General features: G+C 66.6%; 22 protein-coding genes and 1 tRNA gene. 8 read left to right on the forward strand and 15 right to left on the reverse strand.

Going from position 1 to position 25511, the window contains the following annotated elements:
- Positions 1-73: 73 nt before the first annotated feature.
- Together F0U60_RS44405 and F0U60_RS44410 are read right to left on the reverse strand one after the other, a co-directional pair.
- Complete coding sequence (locus F0U60_RS44405) at positions 74-1129, reverse strand: acyltransferase family protein (RefSeq protein ID WP_395809395.1); 1056 nt, start codon at positions 1127-1129, stop codon at positions 74-76.
- Positions 1130-1246: 117 nt separating this feature from the next.
- Complete coding sequence (locus tag F0U60_RS44410; RefSeq protein ID WP_395809397.1) at positions 1247-2296, reverse strand: hypothetical protein; 1050 nt, start codon at positions 2294-2296, stop codon at positions 1247-1249.
- 540 nt (positions 2297-2836) lie between these two features.
- On the opposite strand from F0U60_RS44410, the gene F0U60_RS44415 reads away from it, so the two are divergent.
- Positions 2837-4162 (forward strand): nucleotide sugar dehydrogenase, encoded by a 1326-nt coding sequence (locus tag F0U60_RS44415; protein WP_395809399.1) that lies wholly within the window; start codon positions 2837-2839, stop codon positions 4160-4162.
- A gap of 145 nt (positions 4163-4307) precedes the next feature.
- Entirely contained in the window at positions 4308-5285 is a 978-nt protein-coding gene (locus F0U60_RS44420; protein WP_395809401.1) for a GNAT family N-acetyltransferase, read from the forward strand.
- A 4-nt stretch (positions 5286-5289) separates the two neighbouring features.
- Here the strand turns inward: F0U60_RS44420 and F0U60_RS44425 are convergent, their stop codons facing one another.
- A complete protein-coding gene (locus tag F0U60_RS44425; protein ID WP_395809403.1) occupies positions 5290-7224 on the reverse strand; it encodes a polysaccharide biosynthesis protein in 1935 nt (644 codons plus the stop codon).
- Positions 7225-7559: 335 nt separating this feature from the next.
- Here F0U60_RS44425 and F0U60_RS44430 point away from each other — a divergent pair, with 335 nt between their 5' ends.
- On the forward strand, positions 7560-8216 hold the full coding sequence (locus tag F0U60_RS44430; RefSeq protein WP_395809405.1) for an acetyltransferase: 657 nt from the start codon (positions 7560-7562) through the stop codon (positions 8214-8216).
- A gap of 20 nt (positions 8217-8236) precedes the next feature.
- On the opposite strand, the gene F0U60_RS44435 is transcribed toward F0U60_RS44430, so the two are convergent.
- From F0U60_RS44435 to F0U60_RS44455, 5 genes are all read right to left on the reverse strand, one after another.
- Positions 8237-9427, reverse strand: coding sequence for a lipid II:glycine glycyltransferase FemX (locus F0U60_RS44435; RefSeq protein WP_395809407.1), 1191 nt, complete (start codon positions 9425-9427; stop codon positions 8237-8239).
- A gap of 99 nt (positions 9428-9526) precedes the next feature.
- Entirely contained in the window at positions 9527-10684 is a 1158-nt protein-coding gene (locus tag F0U60_RS44440) for a right-handed parallel beta-helix repeat-containing protein (RefSeq protein ID WP_395809409.1), read from the reverse strand.
- Positions 10685-10855: 171 nt separating this feature from the next.
- Positions 10856-11170, reverse strand: coding sequence for a histidine phosphatase family protein (locus F0U60_RS44445; protein ID WP_395825714.1), 315 nt, complete (start codon positions 11168-11170; stop codon positions 10856-10858).
- Between the two features lie 662 nt (positions 11171-11832).
- Positions 11833-12072, reverse strand: a complete 240-nt coding sequence (locus tag F0U60_RS44450; RefSeq protein ID WP_395809411.1) for an addiction module protein — start codon at positions 12070-12072, stop codon at positions 11833-11835.
- A 174-nt stretch (positions 12073-12246) separates the two neighbouring features.
- Positions 12247-12323 (reverse strand) — tRNA-Pro (locus tag F0U60_RS44455).
- Positions 12324-12574: 251 nt separating this feature from the next.
- Between F0U60_RS44455 and F0U60_RS44460 the strand changes: the two genes are divergently transcribed.
- Positions 12575-12958 (forward strand): two-component system response regulator, encoded by a 384-nt coding sequence (locus tag F0U60_RS44460; protein WP_395809413.1) that lies wholly within the window; start codon positions 12575-12577, stop codon positions 12956-12958.
- A gap of 10 nt (positions 12959-12968) precedes the next feature.
- Here the strand turns inward: F0U60_RS44460 and rpe are convergent, their stop codons facing one another.
- On the reverse strand, positions 12969-13622 hold the full coding sequence (gene rpe / locus F0U60_RS44465; RefSeq protein ID WP_395809415.1) for a ribulose-phosphate 3-epimerase: 654 nt from the start codon (positions 13620-13622) through the stop codon (positions 12969-12971).
- 159 nt (positions 13623-13781) lie between these two features.
- Here rpe and F0U60_RS44470 point away from each other — a divergent pair, with 159 nt between their 5' ends.
- Entirely contained in the window at positions 13782-15314 is a 1533-nt protein-coding gene (locus F0U60_RS44470) for an HD domain-containing phosphohydrolase (protein WP_395825717.1), read from the forward strand.
- 80 nt (positions 15315-15394) lie between these two features.
- Here the strand turns inward: F0U60_RS44470 and pyk are convergent, their stop codons facing one another.
- From pyk to F0U60_RS44495, 5 genes are all read right to left on the reverse strand, one after another.
- On the reverse strand, positions 15395-16825 hold the full coding sequence (pyk, locus tag F0U60_RS44475) for a pyruvate kinase (protein WP_395809417.1): 1431 nt from the start codon (positions 16823-16825) through the stop codon (positions 15395-15397).
- Positions 16826-16927: 102 nt separating this feature from the next.
- Entirely contained in the window at positions 16928-17794 is an 867-nt protein-coding gene (locus F0U60_RS44480) for a hypothetical protein (protein ID WP_395825720.1), read from the reverse strand.
- A 99-nt stretch (positions 17795-17893) separates the two neighbouring features.
- On the reverse strand, positions 17894-18457 hold the full coding sequence (locus tag F0U60_RS44485; protein ID WP_395809419.1) for a hypothetical protein: 564 nt from the start codon (positions 18455-18457) through the stop codon (positions 17894-17896).
- Positions 18454-19923 (reverse strand): NFACT RNA binding domain-containing protein, encoded by a 1470-nt coding sequence (locus tag F0U60_RS44490; RefSeq protein WP_395809421.1) that lies wholly within the window; start codon positions 19921-19923, stop codon positions 18454-18456. Before F0U60_RS44490 ends, F0U60_RS44485 begins: the two co-directional genes overlap by 4 nt.
- 87 nt (positions 19924-20010) lie before the next feature.
- Positions 20011-20211: a hypothetical protein gene (locus F0U60_RS44495; RefSeq protein WP_395809423.1), complete on the reverse strand. Its 201-nt coding sequence runs from the start codon at positions 20209-20211 to the stop codon at positions 20011-20013.
- 346 nt (positions 20212-20557) lie between these two features.
- Between F0U60_RS44495 and F0U60_RS44500 the strand changes: the two genes are divergently transcribed.
- Positions 20558-21859 carry a glycoside hydrolase family 1 protein gene (locus tag F0U60_RS44500; protein WP_395809425.1) on the forward strand — a complete coding sequence of 434 codons (1302 nt, stop codon included), beginning with the start codon at positions 20558-20560 and terminating at the stop codon, positions 21857-21859.
- Here the strand turns inward: F0U60_RS44500 and dusB are convergent.
- Positions 21838-22851, reverse strand: a complete 1014-nt coding sequence (gene dusB, locus F0U60_RS44505) for a tRNA dihydrouridine synthase DusB (protein ID WP_395809427.1) — start codon at positions 22849-22851, stop codon at positions 21838-21840. The two genes, F0U60_RS44500 and dusB, sit on opposite strands and share 22 nt — an antisense overlap.
- Positions 22852-22942: 91 nt before the next feature.
- Here dusB and F0U60_RS44510 point away from each other — a divergent pair, with 91 nt between their 5' ends.
- Entirely contained in the window at positions 22943-24382 is a 1440-nt protein-coding gene (locus F0U60_RS44510) for a site-2 protease family protein (protein ID WP_395809429.1), read from the forward strand.
- A gap of 82 nt (positions 24383-24464) precedes the next feature.
- On the forward strand, positions 24465-25496 hold the full coding sequence (locus tag F0U60_RS44515; protein ID WP_395809431.1) for an acyl-CoA desaturase: 1032 nt from the start codon (positions 24465-24467) through the stop codon (positions 25494-25496).
- The last annotated feature ends 15 nt before the right edge of the window (positions 25497-25511 follow it).

The raw sequence follows: 25511 nt of genomic DNA on the forward strand, positions 1-25511 counted from the left end.
CACGCCCCCGGAGCCTGCTCACCCTCCCCATCCCGCGCACTGGGGCTGGAGGGAGGGGGGTCTGTTCGCTCGCCTACTCCGTGGCCGGAACGGACGCCCGCGCGTGGCTTCTCTTCCGCCACCGGCGGTAGAAGCGTAGCGCGGGCTGCTCGACGAGGTGGGTGACAACGGTGGCCAGCAGGAGCGCGGCGGCAAGCGCCGCCACGACGGCTGCCTCGGGGCGCCATCCCGTCGCCTCGAGCCGCAGGATGATGAGATAGCCAATGTTCTGATGGAGCAGGTAGAGCGGGTAGGAGATGAAACCCAGGAAGGTGAGAGGACGCCATGCGAGCCAGCGCATGGCTCCCGTGGAGAGCGCGTAGGCGACGCCCAGCACCACGCCGAACACGATGACGGTGGTGGTGCTCCCAACGAGCAGCTCGTGAGCGAGGCACACCCCCGTCAGAGCGAGAGCGGCGCGAAGGGGGACCTCGCCGCGGCTCCATTTGAAGGCCAGCACGCCGAGCGCGAAGAACTGCAGATGCGGCCGGCCGGCGAAGCGCGCGGCGTCCGCCCATCCCATCGCCTGGAGGCCCAGCTCGGCCAGCGTCTGCAAGGCAACGAGCACGATGAAGAGGGAAATGACCTTGCCGAGCATCCGTGCCGACAGGAGCACGAGCACCAGCGCGTAGAACGACAACTCGACGGTCAGGGTCCAGTAGACGCCATCCACATGTGGGACGCGAAAGAACTCCTGAAACATGCTCAGGTTGACCAGGGCCGCCGCGGCACTGACCTCGCGCTGTGGCAACCCGAACACGGTCACCACCGTGAAGGTGAGCACGAGGCCCGCCCAATAGGCCGGGTAGAGCCGGGCCACACGGCCCAGCAGGAAGTCCCGGGCCCGCTCAATGCGTTCGAGCGACATCAAGATGACGAAGCCGCTGATCGCGAAGAAGAGCTGGACCCCATACTTCCCGAAGGGCACCTGCACGCAGAGTGGTGCTGAATGCCCATAAACGCGGTCGTAGTGAGTCGTGTAGTGAAACAGCACGACGATCAGCGCGGCGATCCCCCTGAGAGCGTCCAGCTCGAGCAGGCGGTGAGGCGTGGCCCCCGAGGCGTCCGAAGGACTCGTGCGCTGGAACATGCGGGGCTCCTGGGCAGGGGGGTGGGCTCAGACGCTCCACCCGGCACGCCCGGGAGACTGCACACAACCCCCCCTCCCGCGCTCTGGGGCGGAAGGGGGGGAAGTCTGTTCGCTCGCCTACTGCGCGGCCGCGCTGGACAGCAGCTTCATGTTGAGAGCCCCGTTGCCGTAGAACTGGACGTTCCGCCCCACGGTATGGGTCTCGAGCCGGCGCTGGATGTTGGCATCATAGCGGCCGAGCTTCATGAGCCCGTCGTTCCACCAGCCACCGCCAGCTCCCGAACCATCCACGTAGGCCGCGTACTTGCCGGCAGCGGGCCAGAGAACGTTGTTGAGCGTCGCGCTGAACTTGCGCATGTCGTCATCCGTCCACTCGATGCCCGCGTCATGGGCCTCGACGATGTACGCGAGCACGCCGTTACCGTGCGACGAGTCCTGCCCGGGCAGCGCCGTGGAGCCCCACACGTCGCTCCAGAAGTAGGCCGCCGAGTTCGCCGGGTTCGGCTTCATCTGCTGGCGCAGCGAGGAGGTGGAGTTCGGCAAGTCCCGGTTGATGTTGTTGACGACCGCCGTATAGGTCGCCTTCCGCGCGGGATCCGTCGTCATGAGCGACAGATTCATCGCGATGTACGCCCAGTGCGCGGCCATGTGCGTGCGGGCCCGGTAGACAAAGGCGTTCGCGCCACGCTGGTACCACTTCTCGAAGATGTTCTTCTCCGTGAAGGCGAGCAGACGGTCATACTGGGTGCGATACGTGGAGTTGGAGTAGAGTTCCGGCGTCTCGCGGATGACGCGCAGCAGCTGGGTCACATAGCGCCAGCAGTAGCTCTCGTAGAGGGGAACCTCCTGGTTGACGACCTCCGGGCGCGCGGACTTCCAGCCCAGGTACGAATCCTTGAAGTTGCTGCCGAGCGTCGAGGAAGGACGCGCGTTCGCGACCATGTTGTTGACGTAGAGCAGGGCACGGTCGAGGTACTGGGTCTTCCCCGTGGCCCGGTACATCGCCGTGTTGGCGTCGATACCGTAGCCAAGGTTGTAGAACTCCCAGCTGTCGAGCGACTTGCTCCTGGGCAGGAAGTCCGAGGTGTGGCTGCTCTCCCAGGTACCCAGGAACAGCTTCTCCCACTCCGCCACGGAGCGGAGCCCGGTGACAGCCTGCGCGGTCACACCCTGTGCCGTATCCGTGAGCGAGTCAGTCTGCTGTGTAGTGAGCTCCTCCTGCCCGGCATTCGGACCACAGGCCGCTCCGAGCCCGAGGGAAAGAACCAGGAAGGAGGTCATCGCGAGACCACGAGTGCTTCGACGGCGGAAATCCAACATCAATGATGTGTCCTTTTGGGTGGAACCGGACGCTTGCACGGGCCGTCACCCTCCAATGGGAACGCGGAAGTGCGTTCGTTTGATTGCGACTGAAACGTGTGTCCACAATTCAAATTCCGAACTGCACTCCAGGGCAGGTTGTACTCGGAGATGGTGCGCGCCGACGTGGGCCCGTCTGCTCGGGTGAGCTGAGCAGGAGCCCACCGCACGAGGGAGCTCACGAGCACCGCGACGGGCCGTGCGAGGAAACGTTCACCTTCACTCAGGGAGTGGCACTCCGGACGAGGTAGCGCCAGGCGGAGACCATGCCCAGCGTCTGCGCCTCACGTCTAAGGTCTCGCGAGCTGGCGGCTCCTGTCTCGCTGCACCTCATCGGAGGGTGAGCAGATGCGCGTAATGGTCAATCCGTTGGTGGACATGATCCGCAAGCGGGAAGCAAGAGTAGGCGTGGTCGGGCTGGGCTACGTAGGGCTTCCACTGGGGATGGCGTTCGCGGAGGCCGGCTTCCGCGTGATGGGGCTCGATATCGACGAGCGGAAGATCGACAAGATCGGCAAGGGGGAGAGCTACATCAAGCACATCCCCAGCGAGCCGCTGAAGAAGCTGAGCAGCGAGGGCAGACTCCAGGCGACGACGAACTTCGCCAGGACCGCGGAAATGGATTGCATCATCATCTGCGTGCCCACGCCACTGACGGCCTCACGTGAGCCCGATATGACATACATCGTCCGGACGGGCGAGGCGCTGGCCCCGTACGTGCGGCGAAACCAGCTCTTCGTGCTGGAGTCCACCACGTACCCGGGTACCACCGAGGAGGTACTCAAGCCGCTGCTGGAAAGAGGCGGGTTGAAAGCGGGCCTGGACTTCCATCTGGCCTTCAGCCCCGAGCGAGAAGATCCGGGCAATAAGAGCTTCAACACGAGGACGATCCCGAAGATCGTGGGCGGCTATACGCCGGCATGCCTGGAGGTGGCACAGGCCCTCTACGCCAACGCGCTCGAGAAGACGGTGCCGGTGTCCTCCACGCGGGTGGCGGAGCTGTCCAAGCTGCTGGAGAACATCTTCCGCTGCGTGAACATCGCCATGGTCAACGAGATGAAGATGCTCTGCGACCGGATGGGCATCGACGTGTGGGAGGTCATCCAGGCGGCGAGCACCAAGCCGTTTGGCTTCATGCCTTTCTACCCAGGCCCGGGCCTGGGTGGGCACTGCATCCCTATTGATCCGTTCTACCTGACGTGGAAAGCGCGCGAATTCGAGTTCCACACCCGGTTCATCGAGCTGGCCGGCGAAGTGAACACGCAGATGCCGTACTACGTGGTGCAGCGCACCATGGAGGCGCTCAACCAGCACAAGAAGACGCTCAACGGCGCCAGGGTGCTGTGCCTGGGCGCGGCCTACAAGAAGGACATCGATGACGTGCGCGAAAGCCCGAGCCTGCGGATCATCTCACTCCTCAAGGACAAGGGCGCGCAGGTCTACTACCACGATCCGTACGTGACGAAGCTGGAGAAGGGCCACGGCTTCCACCACGAGATGACCTCCGTGCCACTGTCGGCGGAGACACTGGGCGAGTACGACGCGGTGCTGATCCTCACGGACCACTCCAACATCGACTACGCACTGGTGGTACAGAAATCCCAGTGCGTCATCGACACGCGCAACGCCACCAGGCAGGTGGGTCCGGGGCGAGAGAAGGTCACGAAAGCGTAGGGCCCGCCCCACGTCCAGGAGACAAAAGTCCACATCATGTGTGTCCCTGGGGGAGTAACCGGTCGATTGCCCAGACTGCTACCATGCCGTGGAAACGCTGGAGAGCGTTCACGGGCTGACAGGACCGTGTGAAAGGGGGGCGGGCATGAAGACGCTGGTGCAACCCGCGGTGACGGCAATGAAGCAGCTGCGGGCCGTCCTGGTTCCCGACGGGGGGAAGTCGGCGCTGTCGGAAGACTACTTCCGCTCGGAGCACCACCTGCGTGCCGAGGGTGTGACGCACACCCTCGTCATCGACGGAGGCGAGGAAACATCGCTGCGGATTCCACTCATCGTTCGGCCCATCGAGGGGACGCCCTATCGAGACGCCGTCTCCCCGTACGGATACCCCAGCGGGGTGATGGACGGGCTGAGCGAGGTGTCCAAGGAAGCGGTGGACTGGCAAGGCACCGAGCTCGTCAGCATCTTCGTGCGTGACCGCCTGACCGGTCCCCGTTGCTTCGCGGGTGGGACGGAGCGCAACGAGGTGTTCTTCATCGACCCTCGCCTGCCCATCGAGTTCCGGGAGATGCACCGCCGGCATATCCGGCGCAACGTCCGGCTGGGATTTGAGAGCACCTACTGCCCGGCGCGCGAGGCCTCGCGCGAGAAACGGGAGGGCTTCAAGCAGGCCTACCGGCAGACCATGGTGCGCGACGAGGCGAGCGCCCGGTACTTCTTCCCGGACTCGTACTTCGAGGAGTTGTTCTCCTCACCCGCCGCATGGCTCGCGACGGCGCGTGCACCAGACGGCCAGGTGGCCTCCGCGGCGGTCGGCGTCTCCAGCGATGGGGTGCTGCACTACTACCTCGGCGGGACGATCAACGCGTACCTGGCGCGCTCGCCGGCCAAGAACGTCTTCACGGCGCTGCTCGAGCTCAGCAGGCAGCTTGGGATGCCGCTCAACCTGGGGGGCGGAATGCACCCAGGCGACAGTCTCGAAGCCTTCAAGCGGGGCTTCGCGAACGCGAGCTTCCGCCTCTACACCCACGAGCTCATCTGCAATCCGGAGGTGTACGCCCACCTGTCGGCGGGCGGCCCTCCCGGGGACTACTTTCCAGCCTACCGGGCACCTCGGCGCTGAGCGCTCACAGGCGCTCAGACCGCTCGGCCGCCCGGAGCTTCGCCGGGCTGTACGTCGGGATGAGGTTGCGGAGGGCGAGCATGACGCCGAACGCGTCACCCGCCTGCGCCACTCGCCGCAGCCGCTCGAGCTGGAGCTGGAAGTCCGGAGGTGGGGCCGGGCTCTGGGCCACCTTGATGCGGTTGCGAACCTGCTGAGTGAGCTCCTCCTCCTCGCTCAGCAGCGTCTCCTCGAGCTTCTCGCCCGGACGCAGCCCCGTGTAGACGATGGAGATGTCCTTGCCCGGCACCAGCCCCGCCATGGTGATCATGTTCGCGGCGAGCTCCGCGATGCGCACGGGAGTCCCCATGTCGAGGATGCACAGCTCCCCGTAGCCCTGCAGCCCCGCCAGCACCACGAGCCCAACCGCCTCGGGGATGACCATGAAGTAGCGGGTGCAGTCCGGGTGCGTCACCGTGACCGGTCCCCCCCGTTGGATCTGCTGTTTGAAAAGTGGCACCACGCTACCAGCCGAACCAAGCACATTGCCAAAGCGAACGGCGGTGAACGCGGTGCGTGAACGGGCCGCAACGTCTCGGATGACCATTTCAGCGAGCCGCTTGGAGGCCCCCATGACCGACGTGGGATGGACGGCCTTGTCGGTGGAGATGAGCACGAAGCGCTCCGCGCCACAGGCGTCCGCCATGTGAGCAACGTTCAACGTGCCAAAGACATTGTTTTTGATGGCCTCCTCGGGCGAGTCCTCCATCAGGGGCACATGCTTGTGCGCAGCCGCGTGGAAGACGTACTGAGGGGTGTGCTCCCTCCCGAGGCGCATCAGCCGCTCCTGGTCCCGGATGTCTGCCACGATGGCGCTCACCGGCAGATTCGGGTGGCGCTCCTGGAGCTGGCGTACGAGGAGGTAGAGCTCATTCTCGTTGATGTCGAGCAACACGAGCGAAGCAGGCGCGTGCGCCGCGACCTGGCGCGCGATCTCGCTTCCTATGGAGCCCGCGCTCCCGGTGACGAGGATGCGGCGGCCGACAATGAGCCTGTGCACCTCCTCCTGATCGAAGGAGATGACGTCCCGGGGCAGCAGGTGCTCCGGGCTGAGCTCGTGCAGCATCGCGGCGGTGATCTTCTGATCCAGGTAGGCAAAAGACGCGGGGATGATCTTGAAACCCACGTTCTGGTGCTTACACAGGCCCAGGATGTGCCGGATGCGCTCGGGGGGCAGGCGGGGGATGGCGATGAGCACCTGGGTCACGCGGTGCTTCGTCACCAGCTCTGGCAGCGCGTCAATGGAGCCGAACACCGGCTTGCCATTGAGGAAGGTGCCATGCTTGGCCGGATCATCATCCACGAGCCCGATGACGTGCCAAGGGCTGCCAGGCGTGCGCAGGAGGTCATGCAGCAGGAGATCCCCCGCGCTCCCCGCCCCGACGACGATCGTCCGCTGCGAGCCCCGGGCCCGGGAGCGTTTCTGGTCGAGGTACCAGAGCTGCGCCATCCGTGGGGCGAACCGATGGACCCCCATCAGCGCCGTGGAGAGGAAGAACTCGATGGCGACCACCGAGCGGGGCAAGGCTTCGAAGAAGAAGAAGGACCGGATCGCCTCGAACATGATGGTGGCGACCGCGTTGGCCAGAACGAGCCGGGCCGCCTCGTTGAGACCGGAGCTGCGGAAGGACCAGCGGTGCAACCGGAACCAGACAAGGGTGGCCATACGCACCGAGAGCAGCACGGGCAGTCTGTGCTCGAACGCCGTCTGCCACTGCGTGGGCAACTCTCCATCGAAGCGCAACAGCACCGCACAGAAGAGCGCACCCACGGTGATGGCCGCATCCAACAGAAGCACAAGCAACGAACGCAGGCGTGGCGAGGAACGCGGAATACCCACCACCTGCTCCATTGGGTGCTCGGCGGCAGGAAGGACCCCTTCACTCATTCCTCGAGCCATCAGCTCTCCTCACTCTGGACTTGTGTGGGCACTGCTGTGGATTGCCCTGTCTTGATCCGGCAGCAGAGGGTGGAGAGTGGGAACTCCGGTTCCAAGCTGCCCTGGAGCGCATGGACCTTTGAGACGAGTCACCTGAAAGGTAATGGGCGTATATCCCTCCCTTTGGGACAGCCGGGGAATCCTCGCGCAGCTCCACGTCTGCACGGACGTGGACACGGGCCGCGCGCATCTCCTACGGGAGTGTTCACGCGGCGTCCCGTACAGCCAGCATCCATGTCAACAACAGGGGCAATGGTGCTAAGTGCCACCCCCAAGCCGCACTTTCGATCCGGTGAATGCCAGTGGCACAGACGAGAACAACGCCCAAGCTGGTCATCTATGGATGTGGGGGACACGGAAAGGTGGTCGCCGACATCGCATTGACCCGCGGTCTGAGCGTAGAGGGCTTCGTCGACGATAAGGCACCGGAGGGAGGGAGGGTACTCGACCTTCCCATCCTCGGAGGTGCCACCTGGCTCGAAGCACGTCGGTCCAATGTGAGGGTTGCGCTGGGAATTGGAGAGAACCAGGCGCGGTGTCGCGTCTATGAGCTATGCGAGCGGCTTGGGATCATTCCGCTCACCTTGATTCACCCGACCGCCGCCGTGGCGTCCTCCGCCCAACTCGGCGCGGGAGTCGTCGTCATGGCCCAGGCGGTCATCAATCCGGATGCGCGGGTCGCGAACGGAGCGATCATCAACAGCGGCGCTATCGTTGAGCACGACTGCGAGATCGGCGCCTTCGCCCACCTCTCGCCCAATGCAACACTCGGGGGAGCCGTGCGAATCGGAGCGTTCGCGCACCTCGGGCTTGGGGCCTCCGTCCTGCCAGGCAAAGCCGTCGGGGATGAAGCAGTGGTCGGCGCTGGCTCGGTGGTACTCACCGATGTTCCACCCCGAGTGGTCGTGGTCGGGGTTCCAGCGCGCGTCAAACGTCAGAGAGAGGACCGCTGAGCTGGCTTCGCTCCCTTCCTCTACTCCGTCATCTGGAGGGGATTGCCGGCAGGGCGCGGCAGCAACGCCTGGATGGCAGTGGCGGTAGGCCCGGGAAGGGGCCCCGCCTCCAGCGAGGGAGCCACCGCGCGCACCACTGGCCGGGTCCGATAGGCCGGGAAATAGGGCTCGGGAAGCTCCTGGGCGTGGTAGCGCTTCCAGCTCTCGACCAATCGCGCATACACCTCGGGACGGTGCACCTTCTTCCCGTTGTGGAGCTCGAGCGTGCCCTCCGAGTTGAAGCGGTACTTGAACTGAAAGAGCGAATCCCTCCCCCAATGGCCTCCGCCCAGGTGGAAGGCACGGAGCCCGTTCCGCCTTGCCCACAACGCAATGTGGTGGAACTGGAAGGTGTTCGTCCCGAGGTGCAGCGCCTCCTTATCCGAGGCCCCCAGGTGGTAGACAAGTGTGTCTCCTTCGCGCAGGCACAGGGCAGCGGAGATCATCCTTCCTTCGAGGAAGACCGCGCCGAGCAAGGCGTCTTGGCCGAAGCGAGAGAACAGCCGCTCCAGGTACTCGGTTGAGAAGTAGTAGTATTCAACCGCTTGCACCTTATCCATCGTCGCCCGGTAGAGGCGGTAGAACACCTCGAGGTGTTGGAGCGCCTCGTGCGCAAGGAGGACGCGAAACTCCAACCCGCTCTTCTGCGCCTTGCGGATGTTCCTCTGGTGGTTGGGGTGGTAGCGGGCGAAGAGCTCCTCCTCCGTCCGGGTCAGGTCGATGAAGACAGTCTCCCTGTCGTAGACGATGTCCATCATCCCACCGAGGAGACGGTGGTTCCCCAACAGGGGGTGGAAGCGTACGAACTCGCTGACAATGTTCGCGCTGCGGCAGTACGCCTCAAACTCCTCCCGGAACGCACGAAGCACCTGCTCGCGAGGCTCTGCACAGAGCGGGCCTCCATAGCCGTAGGTGGGGCTGATAATGTCATACCAGTCGCCCTCAAGCCGTGCGTCTTGAGCGAAGGGCAACGCCTGAAGGGGCCTGCGGATAAAGGCATAGCAGACCTTGTTGCCCGCGCTGTCTTCGTACGCGAAGAGGAAGGGCTCTCCGTCCCCCATGCACCGGCACAACTCCCCATAGGCGTGGCGATAGTAGACGTCCTTGCGTGCAGCTTGCGCATACGCACGCTCCCACTGCTCGGGATCCGCGAACGAGATGATTTGGTGCATGGGCGGCACTGTGTTGCGCGGAGGGGAGGGCTACAATCAGGCTGTCGGGCAGGTTGATGTACACCCCTTGAACACTCCCCCCAGGCGCCCGCGGGTGCGTCAACGGAGGGTACAGACGACACCGACGCAGTTGCCCGCGTCGTTGCCTCGCGCGACGTTGCCGCCTCCGTCGATCACACCTGGCGCGTAGATACCCCAGCCCGAGTTGTCGATCGCGACGTTGCGGGACACCGTGAGGGTGCTGGGAACCAACACCCGGAAGCCGTCACCCCGGTTGCTCAGGAAGCGATTGCCGCTCACCGTGCCGGTGAGCTCGGGAGGCACGTACTCCGGCAGGTCAGCCAGAGTCAGGCCGCCCTCGTTGTCCCACCAGGTGTTGCCCTGGACATCGACCGTCCTGGCTCTGACCAAGAGGCCCGTGGTGTTACCGACGACTCGCGAATCACGCAGCACGAAGCCGAACGGCTCCCATGCCGACTCGCCTGTGGGTGCGAGTGAGCCGTTGCGCGAGAGCACCGTGTCGAAGAACGAAATCACCCGGCAGAAACCGTAACCGAACTCGCCGAGCCGGATATCGCCCACCACGTGGTTCCGCACGAGCCGGCTCGACGTGAAGGAGACGCTCCCATCGGGACACCAGACGACAACCTCGTTGTGGCTGAAGGTCGAGTCGACCACTTCGACGGAATGGCTGTTCGCCGACAACGCGAGCCGGTTGCCAAAAAAGAACGTCGACAGCACCCGGAACGTGCCTCGGCTCGCGTCCTGCTCACTGCCCAACCCTGAGCCATTCCCCAGCAGCCGACAGTCCGTGATGGTGAATGTCGTGTTGCCGCTCCGGTTGTAGACGGCGACCCCGTTGTCGATGAACGTGAGCCGGGACAGCCCTACCTGCGAGGGGGAAGGCAGCGCCTCGTCGCCGAGCACGTACCCCCGGTCGAACCCCCGGATCGTACCGTTGCGCACCATGCTGTTGGCCAGTACCCGGATGCCCTCCGACAGCCCGGTCTCCGAGCCGGCGCGGCGCACGGTGTAGCCGCCGAGATCGAGGACGACGCCCGAGCCGGCAACCAGGAGCGCAGGGGAATCCGTGCCCGGACACGAGAGATCATGGGTGAGCCGGGTGCTTGTGGTGATCGTGTCGCCACACTGGACACCGCCACCCGGCTCTCCACCTCCGCCCTGTGCGGCGGCTGAGCCAGCAAGAACCGTCGCCATTCCCGCGGTGACGGCAACAAGACCTCGTGCAAGACGCATGATGCCCCCCGTCCAGACCTCTCAGACCCCAGGCGGGGGATGCTAGCCACCGACCCCTCGGCAAATGAATCGTTCCGGAATCGGAGGCGGAGTGGCTTCTCGAACAGTGTCCTGTTGCGCTCCCTGCTCGAAAGCAGGTTGGAACCAGGCTCGCCTCTGAGACCCAGACGCTCACGTGTCGTCGCGGCTGGCGTCCCTCAGGTGGTTCACGTCTCCCCAGGTCACCAGCCGGAAGGCTCCCGCGTGGCGGGCGCCGAGCTCCTCCAGACACTCGACCGCATGGCAGAGCCGTTGGGACGTGCTCTCGCCACCGGGGACGACAAAGTCCGGCCCGCCCGCCGAATACTCTGCAAACACCTCGGGGTGGCGCTGGCTCGTCTCGTCCCGAGTGAGCCCTTCCAGGATGCCCAGGCCGCGCTCACGCAGGCGCATGTCCTCGAGGACGGTGTAGCCCGTACGAGCGGCGATGCGGCGCGCCGTCGCCAGGGCCCGCCGAGGTCACTGCAGTAGAGCGAATGGAAGGAGACGAACGCGAGGCGCGCGGCGAGCGCGTCCGCCTACGAGCTGTCGACGAGATGCGGCGCGTCACTGAGGACTTCGGCAACCTCGGCGCTACAAGGGTGGTAGTGTCGTGTCCATAGAGCGAAAGAGGCGAACATTTGAGCCCCGTTCGCTCAGCCGGCACACGGTGACCCGGCCCCCCAGCCGCTCCGCGACCTCCCGAACAGGACTCGAGAGACGAGGTGCCGGAATGAATCCTTTGACACCTTCCCGGGGGCTACGGACCAACTGAAGCGGAGAAGGAGAAGGAGCCGAGGCTTCAGCGCTGCCGCAACGGCCTCACTCGCTGGATCCAGTATCCCGGCCGGCGACGAACGTGCGCGACAGCGAGCACCACCACGAGTTCCTCCAACACGAGGTAAGGCAGCGCGAATGGGAATCGCTCCATGAGGAACCGCCTCACTTCCAAGTCCCTCGTTCGCCCGCCTAGCCATTGAGGGTTGGCGCGAGGGTTCTCGGCCATCCCCCGGAGACTCCGGCGGAGTTCAGTGAAGAATTCGGCTCCCAGGCCCGCGGTTGGCCCTCGTACCAATCCACGACCGCCTCCACCTCACGGGCAGCTTCGGGGTGGAGTTCGATACGGACCTTCACCGCTGCTGATCGAGCCGAGCGATGATGCGCTCCTCGACTTGCTCCCAGGAAACCGTCTTCACGCTCCCGTCGAGCACTTCACGGGCGCGACGCTCCAGTTCCACGGACCACTCGGCCTGGACCTCCGGATCCTCCGCCTCTTCTTCCAAGCTGAGCAGAAGCTTGTGAGCAACCTCGGCGCGCTCCTCGGGCGGGAGCCGCAGCACATCCGAGAGGAGGTCTTCCTTGGTTGCCATCGAGCAGAGTCTAAGCCCCGACCCCGCGCGCGGGCAACGAACGCCCGGCCCAGCTGGCCGCCAGAAACGAGCACCCTCTGCTTGCTGCGGGTTTACTGCTGGGGGGCGGAGCCGGGCAAAAAACAAAAGCCCTGGAGTTTCAGCGGATATCCGCGAAACTCCAGGGCTTTCGAATGGTCGGGGAGACAGGATTTGAACCTGCGACCCCTTGGTCCCGAACCAAGTGCTCTACCAGGCTGAGCCACTCCCCGATACCGCTATGTCCTTCGCCGGAACTGCTCTCGGGCCGTCGAAGTGGGCGGGGATGTACCCGACCCGCCCGGCCTAGTCAACGCCCATGGATCAGCTTTTCATTCCGGCCGCCCTCCCAGGGTTCTTCAGGACCCCTGGGGCTCCATTGACCCATGCTCCTGGCTCGTAACCCATCCATTTTGCGGGGGGAGTCCTCAGGAACACTGCTTGCTTGGCAGAACCCCGTACCGCAAAGCCACCCCGGGGTCCCATGCTCTCTCCGGTCATCCTCATCTCCGATGATGAGCCGCTCGTCGTGTCCGCACTCTCCCGGGAAGCTCGTCGCTCGGGGCTCGCCTCGGTGGCGGACACCACGTCCCAACATGTCCTGGAGCTGGCTCGGAAGTACCGGCCAGCCGTCATCATCCTGGACATCCACCAGAACGAGGATGGTCGGGATCTCCTCGCCCAACTCAAGCAGGACCCCGAGACGCGCGAGTGCAAGGTCATCATCCTCAGTGGCGTGGAGGACCAGTTCACCCGCCACGTGTGCTTCGAGCTCGGCGCCGATGCCTATGAGGTGAAGCCCTTCGACCCCACCTTCATGACTCGGGTGGCTCGGATGGCGGGTGTGAAGGCCGCCGCCGGAGCATGAGGCCGCTCGCTCAGGGACGCAGCGAGCGAATGGCAGCCGCGTAGTCCTTCGAGCCGAACACGTACGAGCCCGCCACCAACACGTCCGCCCCGGCGTCCACCACCCGCCGGGCCGTCTCGGCGTTGATCCCCCCATCCACCTCGATGTGCGTGGACAGCCCCCGCGCATCCAGCATGGCGCGCAGCCGCCGCACCTTGTCCACTGTGGGCTCGATGAAGCTCTGGCCTCCAAAGCCGGGGTTCACGCTCATCAGCAGCACCATCTCCACGTCGCCCAGCACCTCCTCCACCGTCGAGAGCGGCGTGGCCGGGTTGAGCACCACCGCCGGCTTCGCTCCCGCGTGGCGAATCTGCTGCAGCACCCGGTGCAGGTGCGTGCACGCCTCCACGTGCACCGTGAGGATGTCCGCCCCCGCCTTCGCGAAGGCGTCCACGTACTTCTCGGGCTCGACGATCATCAGGTGGACGTCGAGCGGCCGCGAGGCCGCCTTCTTGATCGCCTCCACCACCACCGGGCCGAGCGTGATGTTGGGCACAAAGCGCCCATCCATCACGTCCACGTGGATCCAATCCGCTCCGGCGGCTTCCACCGCTCGGACTTCCTCGGCCAGGCGGCCAAAATCGGAGGACAGCAACGAAGGGGAGATGAGGACGCGGCGGTTCATGGGCGCTACATAGCCACTTCCCCTCCCAGGTGGTACCCGCTCGGTGAGCGAGCAGGCGGCCTGAAGTGTCCTGATTCCCCAGGTGTGGGACCCCCGGGGGGGCGGGCAGCACCTACGCCGTGCTAAGAAGGGTCCTCCCAGGCCGCGCGCCGTACCATGATGGAGCCATTCTTGGTGCTTCCACAGACCCAGCCGCCCCAACCTCCAGACCTCAACCGGCGCCTCAAGAAGCTCACGTCCATCCTGGACGTCACCAAGGCCATGAGCGCCGAGCGCGACCTGGATCTGCTGCTGCCCCTCATCCTCTACGAGGCCAGCAAGGTGGTGGAGGCGGACCGCTGCTCCCTCTTCGTGCTCGACCGCGAACGCAATGAGCTGTGGAGCAAGGTGGCCCAGGGCTCCAAGAGTGAAATCCGCCTGCCCGTGGGCAATGGCATCGCCGGCCAGGTGGCCCAGACGGGCGAGGTCATCAACCTCCCAGACGCCTACGCCGACGAGCGCTTCAACCGCACCTTCGACAACCTCAGCGGCTACCGCACCCAGAGCGTGCTCTGCGTGCCCATGCGCGATGCCAACGGCGAGGTCACCGGCGTCATCCAGGCGCTCAACAAGCTGAGCGGACACCCCTTCGACTCCGAGGATGAGGAGCTGCTGCTCGCCCTCGGCGCTCAGGCCGCCGGCGCCATCGAGAACGCCCTGCTCCACGAGGAGATCAACCGCCTCTTCGAGGGCTTCGTCTCCGCCTCCGTGGTGGCCATCGAATCGAGAGATCCCACCACCGCGGGTCACTCGGGCCGCGTGGCCGACCTCACCGTGGCCATGGCGCGCGCGCTCGAGCACGTGAACACCGGCCTCTACGCCCATACGCGCTTCAGCGTCACCGAGCTCCAGGAGCTGCGCTACGCCTCACTGCTGCATGACTTCGGCAAGGTGGGCGTGCGCGAGCCCGTGCTCGTCAAGGCCGAGAAGCTCTACCCCCACGAGCTGGAGGGGCTTCGGGCTCGTTTCCAGCTCGCCCGGAAGGATCTGCAGCTCCAGAGCTACCGCCGCCGGCTCGCCGCCGCCAAGCTCCGGGGCACCCACCACCTGGCGGAGATCGACGCCGAGGAGGATGCCCGGCTCGCCCAGGAGCTTAAGCAGCTGGACGAGGTGCTCGAGTTCGTCCTCACCTGCAACCGGCCTACGGTGCTCGCCCAGGGTAACTTCGAGCGGCTGCACGAGCTGCGGAGCCTGCGCTTCCAGGACGCCTTCGATCAGGAGCGCTCGCTGCTGCTCGACCGGGAGATCCAGTCCCTCTCCATCGCCAAGGGCACCCTCTCCGAAGAGGAGCGCCGGGAGATCGAGAGCCACGTCGAGCACACCTACCGCTTCCTCTCGCAAATTCCCTGGACGCGCACCCTGCGCCGCGTGCCGGAGATCGCCTACGCACACCACGAGAAGCTCGACGGCACCGGCTACCCGCGCGCCGTCCCTGACAAGAGCATCCCCGTGCAGTCGCGCATGATGTCCATCGCCGACATCTACGACGCCCTCACCGCCAGCGATCGGCCCTATAAGAAGGCCGTGCCCCACCAGCTCGCGCTCGACATCCTCAAGAAAGAGGCGCACAGCGGTCAGCTGGATGTGGAGCTGTTCCGTATTTTTGTCGAGGCCGAGATTCCCAAGCGGGCCCTGCGCGAGTCTCGCGGTTAGGGGACTCGCGGACCCAACCTGGGGTTCGCCTACCCTCACCCCGACCCTCTCCCAGAGGGAGAGGGAGGAGGTGGAGGACTTCAGCTGCCGATGATGTGCAGCCGCATGCTGTTGATCTTGCCGGGCTGACCCACCGGTGCGCCGAAGACGATGACCACTCGGTCTCCCTTGCGCGCCAGACCCCGCGAGACCAGCTCCTCTTCCACCCGGCGCACCATCGCCTCCGTCTCCTGGATGGGCTCGAGCACCCGCGGCACCACGCCCCACAGCAGCGCCAGCCGACGGCGCACTTCCTGGTTGGGGCTGAACGCCACGATGGGCACCGGCGGCCGGTAGTGCGCCAGCAGCCGCGCCGTCACACCCGACAGCGTGAAGGCCGCGATGAGCGACGCTCCCGCCTGCTTCGCCGCGTAGCACGCGCTCGCCGCGATCACGTCCGGGAAGTGCGAGGGCAATCCCACCGGAGACTCCGTCGGCGCCATCAGCCCCTGCGCCCGAACGGTGGACTCGGCCGCCAGCACGATGCGCTCCATCATCTGCACCGACTCGATGGGGAACTTGCCGCTGGCCGTCTCGCCCGACAGCATCACCGCGTCCGCTCCGTCGAAGACGGCGTTGGCCACGTCGCTGGCCTCGGCGCGCGTGGGCCGCGGGTTGTCGATCATCGAGTTGAGCATCTGCGTGGCCACGATGACCGGCAGGCCCCTCATGTTGCACCGGCGCACGATGTCCTTCTGCACCGAGGGTACCTCCTCGGGCGGAATCTCCACGCCCAGGTCACCACGCGCCACCATCACGCCGTCCGTCTTGTCCAGGATGGCGTCCAGCCGCGCGATGGCCTCCGGCTTCTCCAGCTTCGCGATGATGGGCACCGTGCGGCCCACCTCCGCCATCGCCGAGCGCGCCATGTCCAGGTCCGACGGCTGCCGCACGAAGGACAGGGCGATGAAGTCCACGCCCGCCTTGATGCCGAACACCAGGTCCTCTCGGTCCTTCGGCGTCAGCGCGTCCGCTCGCACCGCCACGCCCGGCAGGTTGATGCCCTTGTTGTTCTTCAGGGTACCGCCGTGGATGACCTTCGTGCGGATGAGCTGCTTCTTGTCCGTCTCGATGACCTTGAGTTCCAGCAGGCCGTCATCCAAGAGGATGCGGTCTCCCGGATTCACGTCCGCCGCCAGGAACGGGTACGTGGTGGACACGATCTCATCCGTGCCCTTCACGGTCTCGTCCGTGGTGATGTGGAACTCGCTGCCGTGCTTCAGCTCCGTGCTGCCGGTGATGAAGCGGCCGGTGCGGATCTTCGGGCCCTGGAGATCTCCCAGGATGCCCACCGCCTTGCGGACCTTCAACGAGGCCGCCCGGAGCTTGGCGATGTTCTCGGCGTGCTGCTCGTGGCTGCCGTGAGAGAAGTTGAGCCGGGCTACGTCCATCCCGGCTTCAATCAGGGCCTCCAGCATTTCCTGACTCTGGCTGGCCGGTCCAAGGGTGCAGACAATCTTCGCGCGTCGCATATGGCAAAACAGGATTGGGTCGGTCCACGGGCAGGGTCAAGCAGCGTCCGCACATGGGCGTCGATCGGTAAATTGGTAAAGCAGCAGGCAGTGGATCGCGTCTCAGCCCCGTAACAGCAGGTTCAGGTTCTCCCGCTCCCAACGCAGTGCGGCAGCATAGAGGGGAAAGGCCTTCTCTCGATCCCGGAACGCCCGTGGGTGGTGCACCCGGCGGCCATTCCCGTTCGAGCTGGGGAAGAGTTGGTGGAGCATCTCGTGGAAGATGATGAACTCCACGAAGTAGGAAGGAACTTCCGCGCGATCCAACGCTGGGTGGATGCGGATCTCCCGCGTCTGGTGGTCGTAGACCCCCAAACGAATGGACTTGCGCCGCCGCCGAGGAGGCATGCGGCCCCAGCCGATGCGCGCCTGGATGCCCCCCTGGAAGAAGGTGCGGTTGAGCTCGTCGAAGAGGACCTGCAGGTCGAAGTAGCGACCCCTCGGCTCCAGGTCGGCCTCATCCGCGTGGCGCTCCTGACGGATGCGCGGCTGCTGGCCACGGATGTAGTCGTCCAGCACCCCGCCCGCTAGACGGTTGCCCCGGCCCGCGTACTCCGCCACCGCGCGAACCACCGGCTCCGGAGCGTCGAGGAACATGTGGTGCAGCCGCAGCTGCAGCGCGTGGGCGCTGCGCCGGAACGACACCATCGTCGAGCGGTTGTCCGTCACCGCCAGCCGCACGGGCAGCCGTAGCTCCGCGGACAACCGGTAGGCCAGTGCCTCGGCCCGGGCCCACAGCTCCTCCCGGGTGGCGACCGTGAAATGGGACTGCATGGCCCGCGCGGACTGCTGGTGAAACTCCTCGGCGACCGGCACCAGCTCCTCCTCATGGAGGGCAGTGGCCAGACGATGAGAGGCCTCCGCCGCGCGGTTGCGCGCAGGCAGGGACGCAGCACCCTCACGAGCGGGAGGGCGCGGGAAGAGGTGCATCTGGTGGGGCGGAAGCGACGACACGCGGGCGGCATCGTACCCGGAGGCCTCCGGGACTCAAGAGCGGCGGCACTCGCTCGCCTGCCCACCGTCGTTCCGTCAACCCCGGCCGTGTGCCCGTGTCTCCTCCGCGAGCGTTTCTCCCAGGGATTCCACCGCTTCCCGCGTCGTACCGAAGGCCGCTAGCACGTCCTCCATGCTCCCAGCCTCCTCCACCGCCAGGCATGCACCTCCGCTCGCTCGGGCCTCGTCCAGGTCACCGTAGCGCTCCAGCAGCACGCTCCAGCTTCCGTCCGGCCAGCGCTCGAAGGGGTAGAGCCGGCAGGCCACCGGTCGCACGTCTCCGGGCAGGCCACACCCTCGTCCCTTCTCATGGAAGACACACGCCCCCGCGCGCGTAGCCAGCGTCAGCCGCACCGGGGCCCGGCGGAAGTACCCCCGGTAGAGGGGCCGGCGTGCCTCGTAGGCAGCGGCCTCCTCCTCGGTGAAGTACTCCTCGGCGACGAAGCGCCGCGGCGCCAGTCGCGTGTGCGCGGCGATGCGCTCCACGTCCGCTCGCGTGAGGGTGGCCAGGTGCTCGCCCTCCTTCACCTCGCAGCACGAGGTGCCCAACACCACCGGACAGCGGGCGCACACCGGGCCCATGGGGGGCTTGTGGCTCATGGCACGGGCGGCGCCTCGCCTCCGCGCGTCTTCAACAGCCGCTCCAGCCGATCCGGCTCCATGCGCACCACCAGCGTCTTCTCCCGAGTGTAGAGCACCTGGCCATGCGCCCCCCCCTTCACCTTCTTGACGAACTTCACCGGCACCCAGCTCACCTCACCTCGCGGCTCGCCCTTGGCGCCCGAGTGGTGCAGCGCCAGGTGCGCCGCGTCCAATAGCACCTCCTGCGACACCTCCACGCCCTTGGCCAGTGGCACCACCACATGGCTGCCCGGCTGCCCCCTCGCGTGCAGCCACAGGTGGTAGGGGCGCGCCACCTTGAAGGTGAGCGTGTCGTTGTCCTCGCCTCCCTTTCCCACCCAGATGCGCTGGCCCCCATGCCCCACGTACTCCTTGAAGGGCCGGGCCTCCTGCGGGCCCTCCTCCGACGCCGCGTGCTGTAGCACCTCCGCCTGCGCCAGCAGCGAGTCCTCATCCAGCGCCTCGAGCTGCTTCAGCGCCGCCTCCGCGTGTCCCACCTCGCGCGCCAGCTCCGCCTCCCGCTGCCGTGCATGCTCCACACCCCGCAGCAGGCGCCGGTACTGGTGGAAGTGCCAGTCCGCCTCCTCCTTCGGCGTCCGCTTCGGGTCCAGCTTCACCTGCACCTCCTCCATCCCCGACTCGGTGTACGCGGTGAGCGTCACCTCCGTGGCCCCCCGCTTCAGACGGTAGAGGTTCTGGGTGAGCAGCTCGCCAAGTTGCCGGTGCCGCTCGGCCTCCGGGCCCCGCGCGGCCTCCGCGCGCACCTTCTCCAACGTGCGTCCGGAGCGCTTGAGCCGGGCCCGGTACGGCAGCGCCAGCCGCCGGCGGATCGCCTCCGCGCGACTCGCCTTGTCCTTCGGCCCCAGCAGCCGCTCGGCCTCCTCCGCGTAGGGCATGAAATCCAGGGGGTACACCGCATCCGTGGTGAAGCGCGACGAGGCGGCCCGGGCTCGGGCGAGCGCCTCGGGAGACAGCGGCTCCGGCGGCATCCACTGCGCCCCGGGGTGCAGCGCGCGCCGCTGCGCCAGTCCCTCTCCCGAGAGCATCAGCACCCGGCCCGAGTCCGTCAGCAGCACGAGCCCCCCCGGCGAGCCCAGCTCCAGCACCAGCCGCCGCCGGGAGTCCTCGCTCTGGAAGTCGAGCGTCACCAGGCGCTCGGTCTCCGACCACGCGGCGCCGATCAGCTTGAGGCCTATCAGCTCCTGCCTCAGCCAGCGCTGGAAGGGAGCGGGCTCTCCCGGCGTGGGAAAACGCTCCGCGGCCACCGAGACGCGAGACAGCTCCCCCTCCGCGCACAGGCACAGGAGGACGGAGCGCCCGGGCACCCGTACCTCCAGGTAGGCCAGGCGCGGCAGCGGACACCACGCCTTCTGCACCACCGCGCCCCCCAGCCGCGCGGACACTTCCGCCACCACCAGCTCCAACTCCGAGGAACGCAGTGACACCCGAGTCCTCCTGGACGCAAAAAACGAGAACGGCCCGGCGGAGTATCCGCCGAGCCGTTCAAACTGCGCGAAGTTACTCGCTTACGTCTAGCCCTCGGAAGGGGCGGCCTCGGGGGCCTTCGCCGCGCTCTTGCGGCGGGTCGTCTTGCGGGCCGGAGCCTTCTTGGCCGTCGACTTCTTGGCCGTGGCCTTCTTGGCCGTGCGAGGAGCAGCGGCCTTGCGGGTGGTCTTCTTCGCGGCGGTCTTCTTCGTCGCGGCCTTCTTCGCGGTCTTCTTCTTCGCGGCCATCTAAAGCCTCCGTTGGTTCACCACCACTCCCTGGAGTGGGGCCTGCACTCGCATGGGGAGTGCTTGACATGAATGGTAGAGATGCCGTGCCAGTGTGTCAACGCATGGTGATGTAGTGCAACGCGTGGCGCGCCGATTTTTCGGCATCGCGCGCGTTCGGATCCCCCCAAAGGACCTTCGCGGGCTCGAACCGAGTGCTCGCGGAGGCCGATTTTCAGGCTCTGGAGGCGATCCGCATCTTTTCGGAGCGACGGCGACTGTCACCTCGCGCGCACTCGACACCGCGCCGACACGCGCACGAGGTGCTTTGCGCGCGCCTGTGCCGCATCTACGGTGCGCGCCCGCGATGAGTGCTCACGACATGACCTTCCCCGACAACTTCACCTTCGGCGTCGCCACCGCCGCGTACCAGGTAGAGGGCGGCATCGAGAACGACTGGTCCGAGTGGGAGCGCGCTGGAAAGCTGAAGGAGCCGCACGTGCGCTGCGGCCGCGCGGTGGACCACTGGAACCGCTACGAGGAGGACTACGGCCTGGCGCTGGATGTGGGCGCCACCGCCTTCCGCGTGTCGCTGGAGTGGGCCCGCATCGAACCGGAGCGTGGACGCATCGACGGCGCGGTGCTCGAGGCCTACCGCGAGCGGCTGCTGCGCATGAAGGCGCGCGGCCTGCGCCCCGTGGTGACGCTCCACCACTTCACCCACCCCACCTGGTTCCACCGTGAGACGCCGTGGCACCTGCCCGGAAGCGTGGAGTCCTTCCGCGCCTACGCGCGCGTCTGCGCCCCTCTTCTCAAGGGGTTGGATGCACTCGTTATCTCCCTCAACGAGCCCATGGTGCTGCTGCTCGGCGGCTACCTGCAGGGCCTCATGCCACCGGGCATCTCCGACGGCGCGAAGACGATGATCGCGCTGGAGAACATGGTGCGCGCCCACGTGGCCGCGCGCGAGGAGCTCCAGGCGGTGCTCGGTAAGGTGGAGCTGGGCATCTCTCAGAACATGCTGGCCTTCGCGCCGGACCGGTGGTGGCACCCGCTGGACCGAGCGCTCGTGCGGCTGGGTGCTCAGGCCTACAACCACGCCTTCCACGAGGCGCTGGTGTCCGGACACCTCCGGGTGAACATGCCCGGCATCGGCTCCACCCGCGTGGACGTCCCCGGCGCGCGCGGCTCGTGCGACTTCATCGGGATGAACTACTACACGCGCGCCCACCTGCGCTTCATCCCGCGCCCGCCCTTCATCTCCTTCCAGTACCGGGACACGCGCGGCCGGGGCCTCACCGACATCGGCTGGGAGCTCTGGCCCGAGGGCTTCGGCCAGATTCTGCGCGAGCTCAAGCGCTACGGGCTGCCGGTGTGGGTGACGGAGAACGGCGTGGATGACCGAGAGGGGCAGCGCCGGCCCGCCTACCTCCACAACCACCTGGGCCAGGTGCTGCAGGCGCGCGCCCAGGGCGTGGACGTGCGCGGCTACCTCTATTGGAGTCTCCTGGACAACTTCGAGTGGCTGGAGGGTTGGGGGCCGCGCTTCGGCCTCTACTACGTGGACTTCGAGACGCTCGAGCGCCGCCCTACCCCGGCCTGCCACTACTTCAAGGAGGTCGCCACGACGCGGCGGCTCGTCCCGCCTCAGCCGAGCGCTGCCCGGTAGTCGACATCCTGCTCCTCCTCCGGGGCATGCGGGTCGACGTGCGCGGAGAGGAAGAAGCGGTGCACCGAGTCCCGCACCGCCTCCGCTGAGTCGAGCTGGTTCACCTCGGAGCGGAAGACGGCGGCCCCGCGCAGGCCGTGGGCGTACCAGGCCAGGTGCTTGCGGAAGGAGCGCACCGCGGGGAGCTCCTCGCCCACGAACGCGATGTGGGCGGCGAAGTGCCGGAGCACCAGCTCGCTGCGCTCCTCGGGTGTGGGCGGCGGTCCCCCGAGCAGCTCGCGGAAGATCCACGGGTTGCCCAGCGCGCCCCGGCCAATCATCACGAAGTCACAGCCGGTGGTCTCCAGCATCCGGCGCGCGTCGGCGGGCGTCTTCACGTCACCGTTGCCGATGATGGGCCGGTCCGGGAAGTGGCGCTTGAGGTCGGCGATGACGTTCCAGTCCGCCTTGCCCGAGTACCCCTGGGCCCGGGTGCGCGGGTGGATGGCGAGCGCGGCGCACCCGGCCTCAAAGAGCTTCCCGGCCACCTGGAGGTAGTTGAGGGTGTGGGCGTCCCAGCCCGAGCGGATTTTACAAGTGACGGGCAGGCCAGTGGCCGCGTGGATGTCCCGCACGAGCGTGGCGCCCCGGTCCGGCTCGCACAGCAGGGCGCTGCCGGCACCGTTCTTCGTCACCTTCTTCACCGGACAGCCCATGTTGATGTCGATGATCTGCGCCCCGTACTGCTTGCCGATGACCGCCGCGCGCGCCATGGCCTCCGGCTCCCCCCCGAAAATCTGCAGGCTGTAGGGCCGCTCCACCTCCGCGTCGAAGCGCAGGTACTTGAGGGTGCGCTGGTTGGTGCGCATGAGCCCCTGGGAGCTCACCAGCTCGGTGGGGCACAGAGCGGCCCCCAGCTTGAAGGCAATGACCCGGAAGGGCATCTCACTCACCCCGGCCATGGGCGCGAGGATGAAGGGGTTGGGCAGCGAGTAGGGACCGATGCGAAGCATGGCGGCGGGGAACCTAGCGGATTAGCGGGATTGTTCCAGGGCTCGGACGAGAGCCTGCGCGACCGCCCTCCTTTAGTTAAGGTCGGGCCCCATGCTGCGCTTCCGGCTCGGGGGCATCCCCGTCGAGGTCCACCTCTCGCACCTGCTCTTCTCCGCCCTGCTGGGCGTCCTGATGGTGCGGGATCTGCCGGCGCTCGCCTCGGACCCGAACGTCTGGCCCTACCACCAGCTCCAGCAACCCGGCGAACCCGGGTATGCCATGACGGCGCTGCTCGTCGTCGCCTCGTGGATCTTCATCATCTTCCTCTCAGCGCTCGTCCACGAGTCGGGCCACGCGCTGATGCTCCGGCTCTTCGGCTACCGGCCGAGCATCCAGCTCGTCTGGCTGGGAGGCACCACCCGGCCCAACGCCTCCACCCCCATCCCCTGGCACAAGCTGGTGGTGCTCACCGCCGCGGGGCCCCTCGCCGGGCTGCTGCTCGGCCTGGGGGCCTTGGCCCTGAAGCGCTACGCCGTGGCGGAGGACGCCGAGCAGTTGCGCTTCCTGCTCGGCTGGCTCTGCTCGGCCAACGTCTTCTGGGCCCTCTTCAACCTCCTGCCCGTACCGACGTTGGATGGAGGCACCATCGTGAGCACCGTGGCCACGCGCTTCTTCGGGAAGGCGGGCTTCATGGGGGCGCAGTGGCTGGCGCTCGTGCTGTGCGTCGCGCTGGTGGCCTTTGGGGTCCGCCACGCGCCGCTGCTCGGCCTGCTGTTCGGACTGTACGGCTTTCAGGCGCTGCGGCTGCTCAGGGCCACCTCGCGCGGGGAGATCAAAGTCTCCTCGGGCGTGGAGCCCGAGCCACTGGTGCGCGAGCTGCAACAGGCCCAGGAGGCCATGGCCGGCGGACGGCTCGACGAGGCCCGCCAGCGGGGCCTCTCCGTGCTGGAGGCGGAGGACTGCACCCTGGACCTGGCCTCGCGCGCCCATCACCTGCTCGGCTGGGTGGCCCTTAAAAATGGCCAGGGACGCCTCGCGTTGGACCACTTCTCCCAGGTGCAGCGCCGGCCGGTGGAGACACATGCCCTGGCGGCAGCCTTCTCCTTGATTGGCGATGAGTCGCGGGCACTCGCCCTGTGGGAGATGGCCTGGCACGAGACACGAGACCGCACCGTCCTCCACGAGTACGCGGGCTCGCTCATCCGCGCAGAGCGCATCCAACACGCGCTGCGGTTGCCCGGGGTGGACCCGGAGGCGGCCTTCGTCTGCGCCGAGCGGCCCCTCTTCATTCGAGGCGCGTACTCGGAGGCGGCGGCGATCGCCGAGTCAGGCCTGGCCCACGCTCCGGGCTCCCGGCTCGCCTATGACGCCGCATGCGCCCATGCAAGGGCGCGTCACACAAATGACGCAATGCGCATGCTGCGGCGCGCCAGCGAGCTTGGCTTCCAAGATGCCGACTACGCGGCATCCGACGAGGACCTTGCTCCGCTGCATGGTCACCCGGATTTCGAGCACTGGTTGGCCGGGCTGCCAAAATCTGTGTCAGCCTGACAGAGCCATGACACGAGGGGGTGTTGATGCGGGGCGAGGCTGAGCACTTTCCCGCTCGGTCTGATTCAGCACCGAGGCTCCCTTGACCGCACAAACCTCCGCACCGGCCCAGGAAGAGAAGATCAACTGGCTGTCCTCCATCCCGTTCATCGGTGTGCACCTGATGTGCCTCTTCGTGTTCTACACGGGGGCCCGTCCGGTGGACGTCGCGGTATGCGTGGGCCTCTACATCTTCCGCATGTGGGGCATCACCGCCGGCTTCCACCGCTACTTCAGCCACCGCGCCTACAAGGCGGGCCGTGGCTTCCAGTTCTTCCTGGCCCTGGCGGGGACCCTGGCGGTGCAGAAGGGTGTGCTCTGGTGGGCGGCGCATCATCGCCACCACCACCGCTACTCGGACCAGGAGCAGGACATCCACTCGCCGCTCCAGAAGGGCTTCTGGTGGAGCCACACGGGGTGGATCCTCTGCGACAAGTACAACGAGACGCGCTACGAGAGCATCAAGGACTTCGCGCGCTTCCCTGAGCTGGTGTGGCTCAACAAGTTCTACGTGGTGCCGGGCGTGCTGCTGGCCGTGGCGCTCTACTTCATCGGCGGCTTCTCGATGCTGGTGTGGGGCTTCTTCGTGAGCACCGCGCTGCTCTACCACGGCACCTTCACCATCAACTCGCTCAGCCACGTGTTCGGCAAGCGCCGCTACAAGACGACGGACACCAGCAAGAACAACTGGTTCCTGGCGCTCATCACCCTGGGTGAGGGCTGGCACAACAACCACCACTACTACCAGAACACCGCCAACCAGGGCTGGTTCTGGTGGGAAGTGGACCTGAGCTACTACTCGCTCAAGGCGCTCTCCTGGGTGGGGCTGGTGAGCGACCTGCGCACCCCCTCCGAGCAGGTGAAGAACGTGTACCTGAAGTACACGCCGGAGGAGCGTGCGGCGCTGAACGCCCCGGTGCGCATCCCCTGGTTCGCCCCCGTGGCCGCCCGGAAGAAGGCCGCCGAAGAGAAGATGAAGGCCGCCGAGGAGAAGGTGCGCGAGGCCATTGCCGCCGCGGCCGACAGCCTGCCTACCTCCGCGCCGTCCCCCCAGGCGCTTCTCAAGCGTCAGTAGTAGAGGGGGCGGAAG

It is taken from the genome of Archangium minus (genome assembly GCF_044360475.1).
Lineage (GTDB): Bacteria > Myxococcota > Myxococcia > Myxococcales > Myxococcaceae > Archangium > Archangium minus.

Bases quoted from the DNA above. Each gene is read 5' to 3' on its own strand.
- F0U60_RS44440 (WP_395809409.1), bottom strand. From the start codon at position 10,684: ATGCGTCTTGCACGAGGTCTTGTTGCCGTCACCGCGGGAATGGCGACG.
- F0U60_RS44495 (WP_395809423.1), bottom strand. From the start codon at position 20,211: ATGGCCGCGAAGAAGAAGACCGCGAAGAAGGCCGCGACGAAGAAGACC.
- dusB (WP_395809427.1), bottom strand. From the start codon at position 22,851: ATGCTTCGCATCGGTCCCTACTCGCTGCCCAACCCCTTCATCCTCGCG.
- F0U60_RS44510 (WP_395809429.1), top strand. From the start codon at position 22,943: ATGCTGCGCTTCCGGCTCGGGGGCATCCCCGTCGAGGTCCACCTCTCG.
- F0U60_RS44485 (WP_395809419.1), bottom strand. From the start codon at position 18,457: ATGAGCCACAAGCCCCCCATGGGCCCGGTGTGCGCCCGCTGTCCGGTG.
- F0U60_RS44415 (WP_395809399.1), top strand. From the start codon at position 2,837: ATGCGCGTAATGGTCAATCCGTTGGTGGACATGATCCGCAAGCGGGAA.
- rpe (WP_395809415.1), bottom strand. From the start codon at position 13,622: ATGAACCGCCGCGTCCTCATCTCCCCTTCGTTGCTGTCCTCCGATTTT.
- F0U60_RS44430 (WP_395809405.1), top strand. From the start codon at position 7,560: ATGCCAGTGGCACAGACGAGAACAACGCCCAAGCTGGTCATCTATGGA.
- pyk (WP_395809417.1), bottom strand. From the start codon at position 16,825: ATGCGACGCGCGAAGATTGTCTGCACCCTTGGACCGGCCAGCCAGAGT.
- F0U60_RS44405 (WP_395809395.1), bottom strand. From the start codon at position 1,129: ATGTTCCAGCGCACGAGTCCTTCGGACGCCTCGGGGGCCACGCCTCAC.
- F0U60_RS44450 (WP_395809411.1), bottom strand. From the start codon at position 12,072: ATGGCAACCAAGGAAGACCTCCTCTCGGATGTGCTGCGGCTCCCGCCC.
- F0U60_RS44470 (WP_395825717.1), top strand. From the start codon at position 13,782: ATGGAGCCATTCTTGGTGCTTCCACAGACCCAGCCGCCCCAACCTCCA.
- F0U60_RS44480 (WP_395825720.1), bottom strand. From the start codon at position 17,794: ATGCACCTCTTCCCGCGCCCTCCCGCTCGTGAGGGTGCTGCGTCCCTG.
- F0U60_RS44420 (WP_395809401.1), top strand. From the start codon at position 4,308: ATGAAGACGCTGGTGCAACCCGCGGTGACGGCAATGAAGCAGCTGCGG.
- F0U60_RS44435 (WP_395809407.1), bottom strand. From the start codon at position 9,427: ATGCACCAAATCATCTCGTTCGCGGATCCCGAGCAGTGGGAGCGTGCG.
- F0U60_RS44500 (WP_395809425.1), top strand. From the start codon at position 20,558: ATGAGTGCTCACGACATGACCTTCCCCGACAACTTCACCTTCGGCGTC.
- F0U60_RS44425 (WP_395809403.1), bottom strand. From the start codon at position 7,224: ATGGCTCGAGGAATGAGTGAAGGGGTCCTTCCTGCCGCCGAGCACCCA.
- F0U60_RS44460 (WP_395809413.1), top strand. From the start codon at position 12,575: ATGCTCTCTCCGGTCATCCTCATCTCCGATGATGAGCCGCTCGTCGTG.